Origin of the sequence: Corynebacterium jeddahense (assembly GCF_028609865.1) — a bacterium.
In the GTDB taxonomy this organism is placed as follows: domain Bacteria; phylum Actinomycetota; class Actinomycetes; order Mycobacteriales; family Mycobacteriaceae; genus Corynebacterium; species Corynebacterium jeddahense.
Genome location: NZ_CP063194.1, coordinates 1,695,319 through 1,710,094, shown reverse-complemented (window position 1 = coordinate 1,710,094; position 14,776 = coordinate 1,695,319). Strand labels below are relative to the sequence as shown.

At 68.5% G+C, this 14,776-nt stretch carries 12 protein-coding genes; 10 read left to right on the top strand and 2 right to left on the bottom strand.

The features are described from left to right. Window positions 1–81: 81 nt before the first annotated feature. A complete protein-coding gene (locus CJEDD_RS08305) occupies window positions 82–1,416 on the top strand; it encodes an HNH endonuclease signature motif containing protein (RefSeq protein ID WP_042406943.1) in 1,335 nt (444 codons plus the stop codon). 53 nt (window positions 1,417–1,469) lie between these two features. Further along, the gene (locus CJEDD_RS08300) at window positions 1,470–2,852 is read left to right on the top strand and encodes a DNA polymerase IV (RefSeq protein ID WP_042406944.1); all 1,383 of its coding nucleotides are present in this window, start codon (window positions 1,470–1,472) and stop codon (window positions 2,850–2,852) included. On the opposite strand, the gene CJEDD_RS08295 is transcribed toward CJEDD_RS08300, so the two are convergent. After that, a complete protein-coding gene (locus tag CJEDD_RS08295) occupies window positions 2,841–3,734 on the bottom strand; it encodes an asparaginase (RefSeq protein WP_273657471.1) in 894 nt (297 codons plus the stop codon). The genes CJEDD_RS08300 and CJEDD_RS08295 overlap by 12 nt on opposite strands. Window positions 3,735–3,809: 75 nt before the next feature. On the opposite strand from CJEDD_RS08295, the gene CJEDD_RS08290 reads away from it, so the two are divergent. Further along, on the top strand, window positions 3,810–4,388 hold the full coding sequence (locus CJEDD_RS08290) for a WKL family lipoprotein (RefSeq protein WP_042410001.1): 579 nt from the start codon (window positions 3,810–3,812) through the stop codon (window positions 4,386–4,388). 9 nt (window positions 4,389–4,397) lie between these two features. Here CJEDD_RS08290 and CJEDD_RS08285 read toward each other — a convergent pair whose 3' ends face one another. Beyond that, window positions 4,398–5,384, bottom strand: a complete 987-nt coding sequence (locus CJEDD_RS08285; RefSeq protein ID WP_052333876.1) for a hypothetical protein — start codon at window positions 5,382–5,384, stop codon at window positions 4,398–4,400. A gap of 44 nt (window positions 5,385–5,428) precedes the next feature. Here CJEDD_RS08285 and lspA point away from each other — a divergent pair, with 44 nt between their 5' ends. Genes lspA through dnaE form a run of 7 tightly spaced genes read left to right on the top strand, consistent with a single transcriptional unit; the run spans window position 5,429 to window position 14,747 of the window. Beyond that, entirely contained in the window at window positions 5,429–5,938 is a 510-nt protein-coding gene (gene lspA, locus CJEDD_RS08280; RefSeq protein WP_042409998.1) for a signal peptidase II, read from the top strand. Next, entirely contained in the window at window positions 5,928–6,857 is a 930-nt protein-coding gene (locus tag CJEDD_RS08275; protein WP_042410006.1) for an RluA family pseudouridine synthase, read from the top strand. The genes lspA and CJEDD_RS08275 overlap by 11 nt, the downstream gene beginning before the upstream one ends. 3 nt (window positions 6,858–6,860) lie before the next feature. Beyond that, entirely contained in the window at window positions 6,861–7,349 is a 489-nt protein-coding gene (locus CJEDD_RS08270) for a hypothetical protein (RefSeq protein WP_074432579.1), read from the top strand. 58 nt (window positions 7,350–7,407) lie between these two features. After that, window positions 7,408–9,090: an efflux RND transporter periplasmic adaptor subunit gene (locus CJEDD_RS08265; protein ID WP_273657470.1), complete on the top strand. Its 1,683-nt coding sequence runs from the start codon at window positions 7,408–7,410 to the stop codon at window positions 9,088–9,090. A gap of 60 nt (window positions 9,091–9,150) precedes the next feature. Continuing rightward, window positions 9,151–9,864, top strand: a complete 714-nt coding sequence (locus tag CJEDD_RS08260; RefSeq protein ID WP_042405031.1) for an ABC transporter ATP-binding protein — start codon at window positions 9,151–9,153, stop codon at window positions 9,862–9,864. Continuing rightward, entirely contained in the window at window positions 9,861–11,129 is a 1,269-nt protein-coding gene (locus tag CJEDD_RS08255; protein WP_042405015.1) for an ABC transporter permease, read from the top strand. Before CJEDD_RS08260 ends, CJEDD_RS08255 begins: the two co-directional genes overlap by 4 nt. 57 nt (window positions 11,130–11,186) lie before the next feature. Further along, window positions 11,187–14,747 (top strand): DNA polymerase III subunit alpha, encoded by a 3,561-nt coding sequence (gene dnaE, locus CJEDD_RS08250; RefSeq protein WP_042405029.1) that lies wholly within the window; start codon window positions 11,187–11,189, stop codon window positions 14,745–14,747. The last annotated feature ends 29 nt before the right edge of the window (window positions 14,748–14,776 follow it).

Sequence of the window (14,776 nt, the reverse complement as noted above, 5' to 3'; positions counted from 1 at the left end):
TAAATTAATTGGAAAAACTCCTTGACTCGAACATGCGAACGGTTATAATGAAACGCACAGCAACTATCAAGGGGGTTTACAGTGAGCATCGCGTCGAGCCTAGAAAAGCCAGTTCAAAGGTCTGTAGAGCAGGGAGAAACGCTGCAGGATCGGATTCGTTCGTACTACATCCACGCGAACGCGAATCGCGCGGTCATGTTGGATTTAGTGGGCGAATTCGACGAGGCGGAGATGTACCTCGAGCACGGGCATTACACCACCTCGGCGTGGCTCCAGCAGGAACTCAACCTGCCGATCTCAACCGCGTACGAGTATGTGCGGGTGGCACGCGGACTGCGAAAGTTTCGCTGCCTCCTCGATGCGTTTGAAGCGGGGGTTATGCCGTATTCAACGGTGCGGTTCCTGTTGAGGTACCTCACAGAGGAGAACGAAGAAGAGCTGGTGGACCTCGCGCTCGTGCTCAGCTTCGCCGACCTCCGCCGGGCAGTGGCTGGGGTGGAGGAGGCGGGTGAGAAGACCGCGCCCGATGAGCCGTTCTTGAAGGCGCACACTCGCGATGACGGGATGCTCGACCTCCGTGGATTATTGCCGGCCGTCACGGGGCAGGAGTTGCTAGCGGCGCTGAAGATTGCCCAGCTCGCGCAGTACGGGATCGACGATGTCGACGTCGAAGACCTCAACAATCCGGATGTCATCGACGACCTTATCCAGCAAGCGGAAACGGGTGAAGAAACCTGCCCCGCGGAGCAGACGGCCGAGCCGCGCAAGGACACGAAGCTGAGTACCGAGGAAGTACTCCGGCTACCCTCGCGCTTCGGGCCGCCGGAGCCGGCCGACCTTTACCCGGCGTTCTTGGGGATGATCGCGATGGTGAGATCCAACCCCGTCAGCCCGCTGCGGTGCCCTGGCGCGCACGTCAACATTGTGCTGACCGAGGATGGCCGCGGGTTCATGCCGGAAAACATCGCCGCGCCCTCGAGCGTGGTCCGCAGTTACATCGCCAACGCCACAGTGCGCATGCACTTGCTGGACAAACGGGGGTTGACGCTCAACGTGAGCAGGTCCCAGCGCTTCGCCACCGACGGGCAAGTCCAGGCGCTGCTCGCGGTGTGGGGCCACCAGTGCGCGATGCCTGGCTGCACGCACCGCCGGTTCATCCAGATTCACCACCTGCGTGAATGGGAGTACGGCGGCGGCACCGACATCGATAACCTGATCCCGCTCTGCTCGAGCTGCCACTCAAAGGTGAGCCACGGCGTCGCCCACATTCAGTCGAAAGGGGCGGACCTCTACTTCCGATTCGCAGACGGGTCGCAGTTCGTCTCCAGGAATCGCGCGATGCCCCGCCGAACAGAGCCCTTCGAAGGCAAGCTCGCCGATGTTGTCGCCGACGCAGCACTCTCGTTCGCCGACTAGCGGGAATCGGCGTGGATTAGCACCGCTGCGGATCGCTCGTGCACAGTGGAGACATGAACCGCTGGGTGCTGCACATCGACATGGACGCGTTCTACGCGTCGTGCGAGCAGCTCACCAGGCCGACGCTCAAGGGCCGGCCGGTGCTCGTGGCGGGGGTCTCCGGCCGCGGCGTGGTCGCGGGGGCGAGCTACGAGGCGCGCAGGTACGGAGCCCGCTCGGCGATGCCGACGCATCGGGCTGCCCGGCTGGTAGGAAACCAGGCGGTGTTGGTCGCGCCGCGCAGGCCGGTGTACATGGCGGCGTCGAGGAGGGTCTTCGAGGTGATCGGCAGGCACGTCGACGTGGTGGAGCAGCTCTCCATCGACGAGGCGTTCATGGAGCCCGCTGAGCTGACCGGGGCGACGCCAGAAGAGGTGCGCGACTGGTCGAACCAGCTGCGCGCGGCGATCAAGGAGGAGACGGGGTTGCCCAGTTCGATCGGGGCGGGGCCGGGGAAGCAGTACGCGAAGATCGGCTCCGGAAGGGCCAAGCCGGACGGCGTGTTCGTCATTCCGCACGAGCAGCAGCTGGAGATTCTGCACCCCATGCCGGTCAACGCGCTCTGGGGCGTCGGCCCGGTGACGGAGGCGAAGCTGGCTGCGGCGGGCATCGAGACGATTGGCGACCTCGCGAGCCTGAGCGAGAAGGAGCTGGACATCGCCATCGGCGGCGCGGTGGGCAAGCAGCTGTGGTGGCTCGCCCGCGGGGTGGACGACCGTCCGGTGGCGCCGCGGGCGGTGTCGAAGCAGATTTCCTCCGAGCACACGTACCCGCAGGATCTCACGGCCCCGCCCGAAGTCGACGCGGCCCTCGAACGGGCGGCCGCGGAGTCGCACCGACGGCTCAAGAAGGACGGGCGCGGGGCACGCACTGTCACGGTCAAGCTGCGGATGGCGGACTTGCGCATCGAATCGCGCTCGGCGACGCTGCCCTACGCCACCGACGACGCGGAAACGCTGCTGGCCACTGCGTTTCGGCTGGTGCGCTACCCGGACGAGGTGGGGCCGATCAGGCTCGTGGGGGTGTCGTACTCGGGCCTGGAGGACACGCTGCAGGACGTGCTGTTCCCGGAGCTGGACCAGGCGATTGTGAAGCCGGCGCCGGTGACGGCGGATTACGAATCCGGGGTGAGCGACCACGAGGCGCAGTTCGACGCGGACGTGACCCGCGACGTCGCGGCCCCACAGGGCACCTGGCGCGCGACGCAGGACGTCTACCACCCCGACTTCGGGCACGGCTGGGTTCAAGGGGCCGGGAAAGGGTGGGTGACGGTGCGGTTTGAGACGCGGGCCACCGGGCCGGGCAGGATCAAGAGCTTGCGTAGCGACGACCCGCAGCTCGTGCCCGCCGACCCCCTCGATTCGCTGGCGTGGGAGGACTGGCTCTCACAGGAGTGAGCGCGGATCCACGCCGGTCGCGAGTGCGGTAGCGAGCGCCACCCGGGCCTGACCCGCGCTGAGGTAGCCGGCCGGGATCGCCCCGAGCGCGCCGAGCGTCGAGCCGCCGCCCGCGCCGCCGTAGGAGAACGACACGTCGCCGTGCGGGACGGAGCTCGCCACCACCACGGGCGTGCCGCGGCGAAGCAGCGCGGCGACGGACTCGCCCATCTCGGAGGAAACGTTGCCGGAGCCGAGCGCCTCGAGAATCACGCCGTCGGCGTCGCGCACAGCTTCGACGAGGCGGCCGTCGGCGCCGGCCCAGGCCCGCACGATCGGGACGTCGAGGCCCGCGAGCGGGGCCGCGGGCACCGGCATGGGGCGGGGGAGTGGTCGCGGGCTGGCCAGCGCAAACGCGTCGTGGGCGGTGGTGGCGACCTTCATGACGCCGCGGGCGGGCAGGGTGGCGCCGTCGAAATGGATGTGCACCCCGGCGCGCTGTGGGTGGGCGGCTGCCTCGATGGCGCCGCGCAGGTTGGCGGGCCCGTCCGGCGCGGCGTCGTCGGCCGGTCGCATGGCGCCGGTGAGGATGACCGGGCGGGGGTCGCGGTGTACGAGGTCGAGGCCGAGCGCGGTCTCGGCAAGGGAGTCGGTGCCGTGCGTGACGACGACGCCGGCGACGGAGGCGTCGAGAAGCGAAGTACGCACCGCCTCGCGCAGGCGGTCGAGGTCGGCGAGGGTGGCGGACGAGGAATCGATGCGGTTCGCGTCGACGCCGCGCACCTCGTGCACGGTGGCGCTTTGGGCGACGAGCTCGGCGGCGGTGAGCGTGGGCACGAGCGCGCCGTCGCTGCCGGCGGTGCAGGCGATCGTGCCGCCGGTGGAGATGACCATCACATGCATGCGCACCAGAATGCCAGAATTGGCCGGTCGTGCAGTAACGTGGTGCGGAGGAATAGAGCGACGCAAGGAGAACACGTGAATACACCCCGCTTTGTCGCAGCCCTCGCCGCGGCGGGTCTCGCACTGGGCCTGACTGCCTGCTCCCAGGACTCGGAGAGTAACGAGGAAACGACGACCACGGCGCAGTCCGCCACATCCGAGGCCGCGCCGGTGGCGCAGATGCCCACCGCCGAGGAGCTCAACGCCGTCCTGCAGCGCGCCGCGGACCCGAACCTGCCGATCTCCGAGCGCGTGAACACCGTGCAGGGCGGGGAGGCGTCGCCGGAGCTGTTCGACCTGATGACGCAGTCCCAGCAGCAGTCCGGCGCGAAGTTCCAGGTGGTCAACCCGGTGCTGCCGGGCTACACCGCGAATTCCGTGCTGGCCACGGTTAACTTCACGCGCCCGGACGCGGAATCGCAGCTCGCGGAGGACGTCGAGTTCGTCTACGAGGACGGCAACTGGAAGATCTCGCAGAGCTGGGCGTGCTTCCTTGTCTCGAACACGCTGCCGCCCGAGCAAGTGCCGGCGATGTGCAACTCGAGCACGGCGTCGGCTGCTCCGGCCTCGCCTGAGCAGGCTCCGGCGCAGGCCCCGGCCGCGCCCGGCCTCTAAGCCCGGCCTCTAAACGCCGTACTGCACAGCGCGCGTCGTGTCCTGCACGACGCGCGCTTTGCCGTCGCCGCCCGAGTAGACGAGCCGGGTGGTAGCGGCCACCTGCCCGGACACCGGCAGCGGGTGGGCGAGGTCCACGACGACGGAGCCCTGGGAGGTGGTCTCGGCGGACTCGACCTCGACGTCGGAGCCGTCGAGGGCGCCGGCTGCTTGAGCGTCGATACGCAGGCTGCGTTGCGACGGCTGCTCCGCCACCGAAACGTCCAGCGAGACCGAGTCCCCGTCGATGGCGGTGACGGTGTAGGTGGTGGTGCGCTGCAGGGTTGCGTCGCCGACGACGCGGCTGGCCACCGTCCACACCGCGCCGACGCCGACGGGCTGCTGCGGGAACACCACCGCGTTCGTGACCAGCGCGAGCAGCGTCGGCTCGACGGCCTGGCGGCCGCGCTCGGGGGCGTCGGCCGGGGAGCTGAGCTTGAGCGTGGACACGGTGCCGTCCTCCCCGGCGCGCCACCGCATAAGGAAGCCCTCGGTCGCGGCGACGTCCTGGCCGACGGCGAGGTCCGAATGCTTGCCGGAGCCGACCGTGAAGTCCACCTGCCGGGCCGCGTCCTGCTCGCCGTCGCCGGGGGCGGGGGCCGTGCCGGAGGTGACGCTGAGCGGCAGGGTGGTGGTGTCGAGGTCGCCGCCGGCGGGCGCGTGCGGGTCCACGGCGGTGCCGGGCGCCTCGGTGTGCTGGTCGACGCCGGTGGAGACCGCGACCGTCGTCGACCACTCCCCGCCGTCCGCGTTGTCCTGGTCGCGGTAGGCCAAACGCACCGGGTTCTCGCCCTCGTTGAGCACGGTGACCTCGGGCGCGTCGACGGGGAAGGCGGGGATGCCGTCGAACGGGTCGCTTTCCGACGAGCAGGCGGCCAGCGTGAAAACGAGGCCGGCGGCGAGGGCGGTGGCGGTGCGGGTAACGCTGCGGGTAACGCTGCGGGTAAAGCTCAGCATCCTTTAGAACGTACCCGCAGCCGACCGGCTAATGTGGGTCGGCGATGGATCAGCCAACGAAACCCCGCACCGCCCCGCGCCACCTCGGGCTGGTGGTGGCGGTGATGCTCGTGGTGGCGGCGGTCGACCAACTGGTCAAGCACATCATGGTGGCGTGGCTCGAGCCCGGCGTGCCGCACCCCGTGATCGGCGACTGGTTCCGCTTCTACCTGCTGTTCAACCCGGGTGCCGCGTTCTCGATGGGACAGAACTCCACGTGGCTGTTCACCACGCTCCAGCTGGCGTTCGTCGTCGGCGCGCTGTGGTTCGGCCCGCGCGTGGCGTCGCGGTGGGAGGCGTTCGGCCTCGCGCTCGTCGCGGGCGGGGCGCTGGGCAACCTGTGCGACAGGTTCTTCCGCCCGCCGGGATTCTGGTTCGGGCACGTGGTCGACTACATCTCGGTCGGCAGGTTCGCGGTGTTCAACCTGGCGGATGCCTCGATCACGGTCGGGGTCGTCATCTTCGTGCTCGCCACCTTCGTTACGGAGCGGAAGGGGCATGTCGATGCCGGGTGAGTTCCGGGCGCTGCCGGTGCCGGAGGGGCTCGAGGGGATGCGGGTGGACGCCGCGATCGCCAAACTGTTCGGCGTCTCGCGCTCCGTCGCCGCCGAAATGGCCGCGGGCGGTGACGTGCGGGTCAACGGCGCGGGCGCCCAGAAGTCGGACCGCGTCGCGGCCGGCGCGCTGCTCGAGGTGACGCTGCCCGAGCCGCGCCGGGCGCCGGAGCCGGCGAAGGAGCTGGTCGAGGGGCTGGAGATCCTGTACCAGGACGCGGACGTCATCGCCGTCGATAAGCCGGTGGGCGTGGCGGCGCACCCGACGCTCGGCTGGGAGGGCCCCGACGTCGTCGGCGGTCTGCAGGCGATGGGCTTCACCCTTCCCGAGGCGGGCCCGCCCGAGCGGCACGGGATCGTGCAGCGTCTCGACGTCGGCACCTCCGGCGTCATGATCGTGGCTGCGAGCATCCCCGCGTACTCGGTGCTCAAGCGGGCGTTCAAGGAGCGCACCGTGGACAAGACCTACCACGCACTCGTGCAGGGGCTGCCGGACCCGATCGAGGGCACGATCGACGCGCCGATCGGGCGCCACCCGTCGGCGGGCTGGAAGTTCGCGGTGACGCAGGACGGCCGCCCGAGCGTGACGCACTACAGCGTCATCGAGGCGTTCCGGCGCGCGAGCCTGCTCGACGTGCACCTGGAGACGGGGCGCACGCACCAGATCAGGGTGCACATGTCTTCCGTCGGGCACCCGTGCGTCGGCGACCCGATGTACGGCTCGGACCCGAACCTCGCCCGCGAGCTCGGGCTGCAGCGCCAGTGGCTCCACGCGACCCGCCTCGGGTTCACCCACCCGCGCACCGGCGAGTACATGGAGGTCGAATCCCAGTACCCGGCGGACCTGCGCGCGGCGCTCGACGCCGTGCGGCGGGGGTAGGCGGTGCGCAGCGCAGTGGCGGCAGTCGCGGCCGCGGCGGCGCTCATCGGGGCGTTGTACGGCATCGGCGCGGCCCACCCGCCGGCGCGGGAGGTGCCGCAGGGCGACGAGGTGGGCGCCGAACGCAGCGAAACGCCAGACGAGTACGCCCGCCGCTGCCGACAGAGCCTCGAGGCGGCCGGCGCTGAACCCGCGTTCGCGCTGGTGACCTTCGACGCGCCGGTCGGCCCCGCGGAGGCGGCGGAGGCGACCGCGCCTGTCGCGCGGGCGAGTGCGGTGGTGGCGGGATCGATCGTCGTTACGCCTGAGCCCACGGCCGGGCACACGCGGGCCGACGTGTTCGCGCGGGCCGCCGGGGACGCGCCGGTGCGGTCGGTAGTGGTGTACGCCGACGGCGGCGCGCTGCGCGAGGTCGCGGCGGAGGCACACGTGGCCACCGTCGAAGTTCTGCCGCCGGACGCGGTGTGGGGCGCGTTCGCGATCCGGGTGTGAGCGCCGGGGCGCCGTGTATAGTTCATCCGGAATTGCCCGCCCCGTACGAGGAGTTCTCTTGGCGTTTCGCACCGCATCCAGTTCCCCTGCCCGTCTGACCCGAGCCAGTGTGGCGCTCGCCGCCGCGTCGACCCTGCTGCTGGCGGCGTGCGGTTCCGGGGGCGACGACAAGGACGCGAAGGGCGATGGCCTCAACCCGGGTGACTACACGATCGCATCGGGCGAGGGCGTGTCCAACAGCGTGGTGGTCAACGGCACGATCGCGCCGGCGCGCGCGGTAAACATCACGACGATGGTGCAGTCGGAAGTGAAGAAGGTCGCGGTCAAACCCGGCGACCGCGTGACCGCGGAACAGTTCCTCGCGGCGATGGACACCGCGCAGCTCGAGCGGCAGCTTGAGGTGCAGCAGAAGCAGCAGGCGAACTCGCAGGCGGACGCGATGGCGAACGTGGAGCTCGCGCAGAAGCAGCTCGACGCCTACCAGGCGGGCATTGACAACGGCACCAACCCCGGCATCCGCTCGGCGCAGGCCCAGGTGAACCAGGCACAGGCGGCGTACAACGCCGCGGTGGCCGGGGGCGCGCGGCTGTTCGAGCGCGGCGTCGCGGCCGTCGAGCACGTCGCCGGCGGGGTGTCGTCCCACGGCTCGAGCGGCGGGGAGTCGCAGGTGCCGGGGGTGCCTGCTCAGCCTGCGCAGCCTGCACAGCCAGCGCAGCCTGCCCAGCCAGCGCAGCCCGGGCAGGATGCGTCGCAGGAGGAACTCGCGCAGCTGCTCGGCGGCGACGGGGGAGCGGGCGCTGCAGCGAATAGTGCGATGAGCCCGGACGAGGCGTACGCGGCGCTGCAGGCGGCGCAGGCGGAGCTCGCATCGGCGCAGACCCAGGCGGCGCAGGAGCGCGACCAGCTCCAGGCGCAGGTGGATTCCGCGTGGCGCCAGGCGCAGGCGGCACAGCTCGGGGACGGCGACGGCACGCTGGAGTACCAGGTGCAGGAGTCCACGGTCTACGCACCGATGGCCGGGCTGGTGACCAGCGTGGACGTGCAGGAAGGCGATATCCCGCAGGGCAAGCTCATGACCATCGCGGACGACTCGCGCCTGATCATCCGCGCGGAGGTGCGTGAGGCGGACGTGCCGAACGTCGCCGCGGGTAACCGCGTCGAGTTCACCTCGACGGCCACGGGCAAGAAGAAGTTCAGCGGCCGGGTGACGCGCGTCGCGCCGGCCGCGGAGGTCCCGGCGGGCGGGCAGGCGGCCCAGCTCGGCGCGGTCGGCTCTGGCGAGAAGGGGAAGTCGGACGTGACGTTCCCCGTGGAGATCGAGGTCACCGGCGACAAGGAGGGCCTGCTGCTCGGTGGCAGCGCCCGCGCCGAGATCATCACCGCGGAGTCGAAGGGCGCGCTGAGCGTGCCGCTCGATGCGGTCATGGACAACAACGGCGAGAAGAAGGTCTACGTGCTCGCCACCGACGGCGACGATGCCACCACGGGCAAGGTCGAGGAGCGCGCGGTGAAGACGGGCGCCGAAAACGACGTCGACGTCGCCGTCACCGGCGGGGACCTCAAGCCGGGCGACATCGTGATCAACTGGCCCGATGAGTACAAGGACCGAGTCGGCGACGAGGTCAAGATCACGGACCCGGGCTTCAACGCCGACAAGGTGCGCGAGGCGCGGGAGACGAAGCAGCGCACGACGGCGACGGTGACGGTGACCAGCACGCGCCGCGCCGCTGAGGGGCAGTAAGTGTTCCGCAAGCCGAGGCACGGCGGAACGGACGTCGATACGCAACGCGAACCGAGCGACATGGCCGAGACCGGTCTGCTCATCGACATGCGCAACATCGTGAAGACGTACAACGTCGGCGAGCCGAGCGAGCTGACGGTGCTGCACGGGATCGACTTCTACGCGGAGCAGGGGGAGTTCGTCTCCATCGTCGGCCCGTCCGGCTGTGGCAAGTCGACGCTGATGAACCTCATCGGCATGCTCGACCGCCCGACGGAGGGCGCCTACGCCTTCAACGGGGAGCCCGTGTACGCGAAGCAGGACGCCGAGCTCGCCTCGTACCGGAGTAAGAACATCGGGTTCATCTTCCAGAACTTCAACCTCATCGGCCGCATTGACGCGCTGCAGAACGTGGCCATGCCGATGATGTACGCGGGCGTGCCGAAGCGCGAGCGCGAGGAGCGGGCGGTGGAGCTGCTCGAGCGTATGGGGATGGGCGACCGCATCCACCACAACCCGAACGAGCTGTCGGGCGGGCAGAAGCAGCGCGTGGCGATCGCGCGTAGCCTCGCCAACGATCCGGACCTTTTGCTTGCCGACGAGCCGACCGGCGCCCTCGACTCACACACCGGGCGCATGGTCATGGACCTGTTCCACGAGCTACACCAGGACCTGGGCAAGGCGATCGTGTTCATCACCCACAACCCCGACCTCGCCGAGGAAACCGGGCGCGTCGTCGAGATGATGGACGGGCGCATCGCCGCGGTGCGCGCGCCGGAAGGAGCGCGGAAGTGAACGTCCGGGAATCGATGAGGCTGGCGCTGACCAGCATGAACACGAACAAGATGCGCTCGCTGCTCACCCTGCTCGGCATCATCATCGGTATCATGGCCGTGATCATCATCATGACGCTAGGGCGGGCGCTGGAAAACGACGTGATGGGCGGCCTCGAGGAGGCTGGTACGACCACCTACCCGGTGCTGATCCACGAGCGCGCAACGGACGGGGAGGAACAGGACGACCCGTTCTTTAGCCTGAGCCAGAACCCGCCGACCGACGAGCGTGACGGCATGACGCTTGAACAGCTCGACGACCTCAAGCGCACGTTCGGCGACAGGGTGCAGGGCGTGGACATCGACGTCAACGGCAGCGGCGACGCCGCCAACGACGACGCCACGGCGAGCGTGGACGTGTACCCGGTGGTTGAGAAGTCGCTCGAGATGCGGGGGCTGACGGTCGAGTACGGCCGCGGCATCACGCAAGAGATGATCGACGGGCAGCGCCCGGTCGCCGTCGTCTCGCCCGAGCTCGTCAAGGCGCTCTTCCACGACGACCCGTCCGCGGCGCTCGGGTCGCGCTTCGACCTCGAGGTGGACGGCCAGCCTGGTGTGTTCACGATCGTCGGCGTCCTCGCGCCGCAGCAGGACGACCCCGGCTTCGGCTCGTCCTCCTACGGCGAGGCGTACATTCCCGCGACGGCGGCCGACCGGGTCGGCCTGGACGCCGGATGGACGCCGTCGTTTAGCGTGCGCTCCGCCCCGAACGAGGACGCCGACGCGTTCCGCAACGACCTGCAGAACTACCTCAACGGCCTCTACGACGGCAACGACCGCTACGAGGCCGAGGTGTTCGACATCTCGTCGAGCCTCGCGGGCATCTCCACGATCTTCCGCACGGTGTCCGCGGTGCTCTCCGCGATCGGCGGTATCTCGCTGCTCGTCGGTGGCATCGGGGTGATGAACATCATGCTCATCACCGTCACGGAGCGCACCCGCGAGATCGGCGTGCGCAAGGCGCTCGGCGCGACGCAGAACGACATCCGCATGCAGTTCATCGTCGAGGCGATGCTGGTGTGCCTCATCGGCGGCGTCATCGGCGTAGTGCTCGGCGGCGCGATCGGCATGATCGCCACCGCCGCGTTCCTCAAGATGACGTGGCCGCCGGCGAGCGCCGTCATCTTCTCCCTGCTGTTCTCGCTGGCCACCGGCGTGTTCTTCGGCGCGTACCCCGCCTCGAAGGCGGCGAAGATGCAGCCTATCGACGCCCTCCGGTACGAATAGACGAACGTTCGTTCGATACGGTTTGGCCGTGTCGGGCCGCGGTCTAAGATGACCGCCATGGCCAAAAACTCCTCCTTTGTGCACCTGCATAACCACACCGAATTCTCCATGTTGGACGGCATGGCGAAGGTGGATTTGCTCGCCGAGGAGGTCAGCCGCCAGGGCATGCCGGCGGTGGGGATGACGGACCACGGCAACATGTTCGGCTCGAACGCGTTCTACCGGCGCATGGTGTCCGCGGGCATCAAGCCGATCATCGGCATCGAGGCGTACATGGCGCCGGAGTCCCGCTTTAACAAGAAGCGCGTGCAGTGGGGCACCCCGGACCAGAAGGCGGACGATGTCTCGGCCTCCGGCGCGTACCTACACCAGACGATGCTGGCGGAGAACGCGACGGGCCTGCACAACCTGTTCAAGCTGTCCTCGCTCGCCTCCTACGAGGGGCAGTTGGGCAAGTGGCCCCGCATGGACGCCGAGCTCATCGCGGAACACGCCGACGGCATCATCGCGACGACGGGATGCCCGTCCGGCGACGTGCAGACGAGGCTGCGGCTGGGCCAGTACGACGCCGCGCTTGAGGCGGCGGCGATGTGGCAAGACATCTACGGCAAGGACAATTATTTCCTCGAGCTCATGGACCATGGGCTGCACATCGAGCGCCGCGTGCGCGAGGACCTGCTGCGCATCGGCGAGACGCTCGGCCTGCCGCCGCTGGTGACCAACGACTGCCACTACGTCCTCGAAAGCCAGGCCCCGGCGCACGAGGCGATGCTGTGCGTGCAAACCGGTAAGACGCTGCTCGACCCGGACCGGTTCAAGTTCGACGGCTCGGGCTACTACATCAAGTCCGCGGAGCAGATGCGTGAGCTCTGGGACTCGACGGTGCCCGACGGGTGCGACAACACGTTGTGGATTGCCGAGCGCGTCGAGGACTACGGCGAGCTGTGGGAGGAGCACCCGCACGACCGGATGCCGATCGCGGACGTGCCCGAGGGCTACACGCCGACGACCTGGCTGCGCGAGGAAGTGCTGCGGGGGCTGAAGGACCGCTTCGATGGGGAAGACGTCCCGGACGAGTACCTCACCCGCGCGAGCTACGAGATCGACGTCATCGACATGAAGGGCTACCCGTCCTACTTCCTCATCGTCGCCGAGCTGATCAAGCACGCCCGCGAGGTGGGCATCCGTGTCGGGCCGGGGCGTGGCTCCGCGGCCGGCTCGCTCGTGGCCTACGCGCTGACCATCACCAACATCGACCCGATGGAGCACGGCCTGCTCTTCGAGCGATTCCTCAACCCCGAGCGCCCGTCCGCCCCCGATATCGATATCGACTTCGACGACCGCCGCCGCAGCGAGATGATCACCTACGCCGCCGAGCGATGGGGCGAGGACAAGATCGCGCAGGTGATCACCTTCGGCACCGTGAAGACGAAGCAGGCGATCAAGGACTCGGCGAAGGTGAACTTCGGCCAGCCCGGCTTCCAGATGGCGGACCGCATCAACGGCGCCCTGCCGCCCGCGATTATGGCGAAGGACATCCCGCTTTCCGGCATCACCGACCCGGAGCACGCGCGCTACGCGGAGGCCGCCGAGGTCCGCTCGCTCATTGAGACGGACCCGGATGTGGCCAAGATCTACGAGACGGCGCGCGGCCTGGAGGGCGTGGTGCGCCAGGCGGGCGTCCACGCGTGCGCGGTGATCATGGCGTCGGTGCCGCTCATGGACCACATCCCGATGTGGAAGCGCCCCGCCGACGGCGCGCTGATCACCGGCTGGGACTACCCGGCCTGCGAGGCGATCGGCCTGCTGAAGATGGACTTCCTGGGCCTGCGCAACCTCACCGTCCTCGGCGACGCGCTCGAGAACGTGCAAAAGAACCGGGGTGAAACCATCGACCTCGAGGCGCTGGAGACGGACGACGAGAAGGTCTACGAGCTGCTCTCGCGCGGCGACACCCTCGGCGTGTTCCAGCTCGACTCCGGCGGCATGCAGGAGCTGCTCAAGCGCATGAAGCCGACCGGGTTCAACGATATCGTCGCGTCGCTGGCGCTGTACCGACCGGGCCCGATGGGCGTGAACGCGCACTGGGATTACGCGGACCGCAAGAACGGGCGCAAACCCATCACGCCGATCCACCCGGAGCTGGAGGAGCCGCTCAAGGAGATTCTCGACGAGACCTACGGCCTCATCGTCTACCAGGAGCAGATCATGAGGATCTCCCAGAAGGTCGCGAACTACACCGCGGGCGAGGCAGACGGCTTCCGCAAAGCCATGGGTAAGAAGAAGCCGGAAGTGCTGGCGCAGCAGTACGAGAAGTTCTCGGCCGGCATGTTCGATAACGGTTACTCGAAGGAGGCCGTCGACGCGCTGTGGGGCACGATCGAGCCGTTCGCCTCCTACGCGTTCAACAAGTCCCACGCGGCGGGCTACGCGCTCGTGTCCTACTGGACGGCGTACATGAAGGCGAACTACACCGCCGAGTACATGGCGGCGCTGCTCACCTCCGTGGGCGACAAGAAGGACAAGTCCGCCATCTACCTCGCGGACTGTCGCCACCTGGGCATCAGCGTGCTCCAGCCGGACATCAACGAGTCCGAAGAGAACTTCATCGCTGTCGGCGAGGACATCCGCTACGGTCTCGCCGCCGTGCGCAACGTGGGCACGGAAGTGGTCGAGTCGATCAAACAGACCCGGAAGGAGAAGGGGGCGTTCACCAGCTTCTCCGACTACCTGGACAAGATTGACCTGCTGGCGTGCAACAAGCGCATCACGGAATCTCTGATCAAGGCGGGTGCGTTCGATTCGCTGGAGCACCCCCGCAAGGGCCTCATGCTGATCCAGGAAGACGCTGTCGATTCCGTCCTTTCGACGAAGAAGGCGGCGGACAAGGGGCAGTTCGACCTGTTCGCTAGCTTCGGCGGGGAGGACGGGGCGGACAACGCTGCGTTCGCGATCGAGGTGCCGGACGATGAGTGGGACCGCAAGCACAAGCTCGCGCTCGAGCGCGAGATGCTCGGCCTCTACGTCTCCGGCCACCCGCTCGACGGATTCGAGGATGCGATCGACGCGCAGACGGACACGCAGCTCACCACGATCCTCTCGGGCGAAATGCGCAACGGCGCGGAGGTGACCATCGGTGGCCTCATCTCGAGCGTGGACCGGCGGTACTCGAAGAAGGACGGCTCTCCGTGGGCCATCGTGACGCTCGAGGACCACCACGGCGCCCAGGTGGACGTGCTGCTGTTCAACAAGGTCTACGCGCTCGTGGCACCGCAGATCGTGGAGGACAACATCATCCTGGTGAAGGCCCACGTCTCCATCCGCGACGAGCGAATGAGCCTCTTCGGCGACGACGTGAAAGTGCCGGAACTCGGCCCAGGCAACGGGGCGGGGCTACCGCTGCGGCTCACGATGCGCACGGACCAGTGCACCGTGGAAAACATTGCGAAACTCAAGCACGTGCTGGTGAACAATCCGGGGGACTCGGACGTGTACCTCAACCTCGTGAACGGCGACTACAGCCAGATGATGGTGCTGGGAGACCACCTGCGCGTGAACAGGTCTGCGAGCCTCATGGGGGACCTCAAGGCCACGCTCGGCGCGGGCATCCTGGGGTAAGACGCAAAACGCCCGCCCCAGCGGGGCGG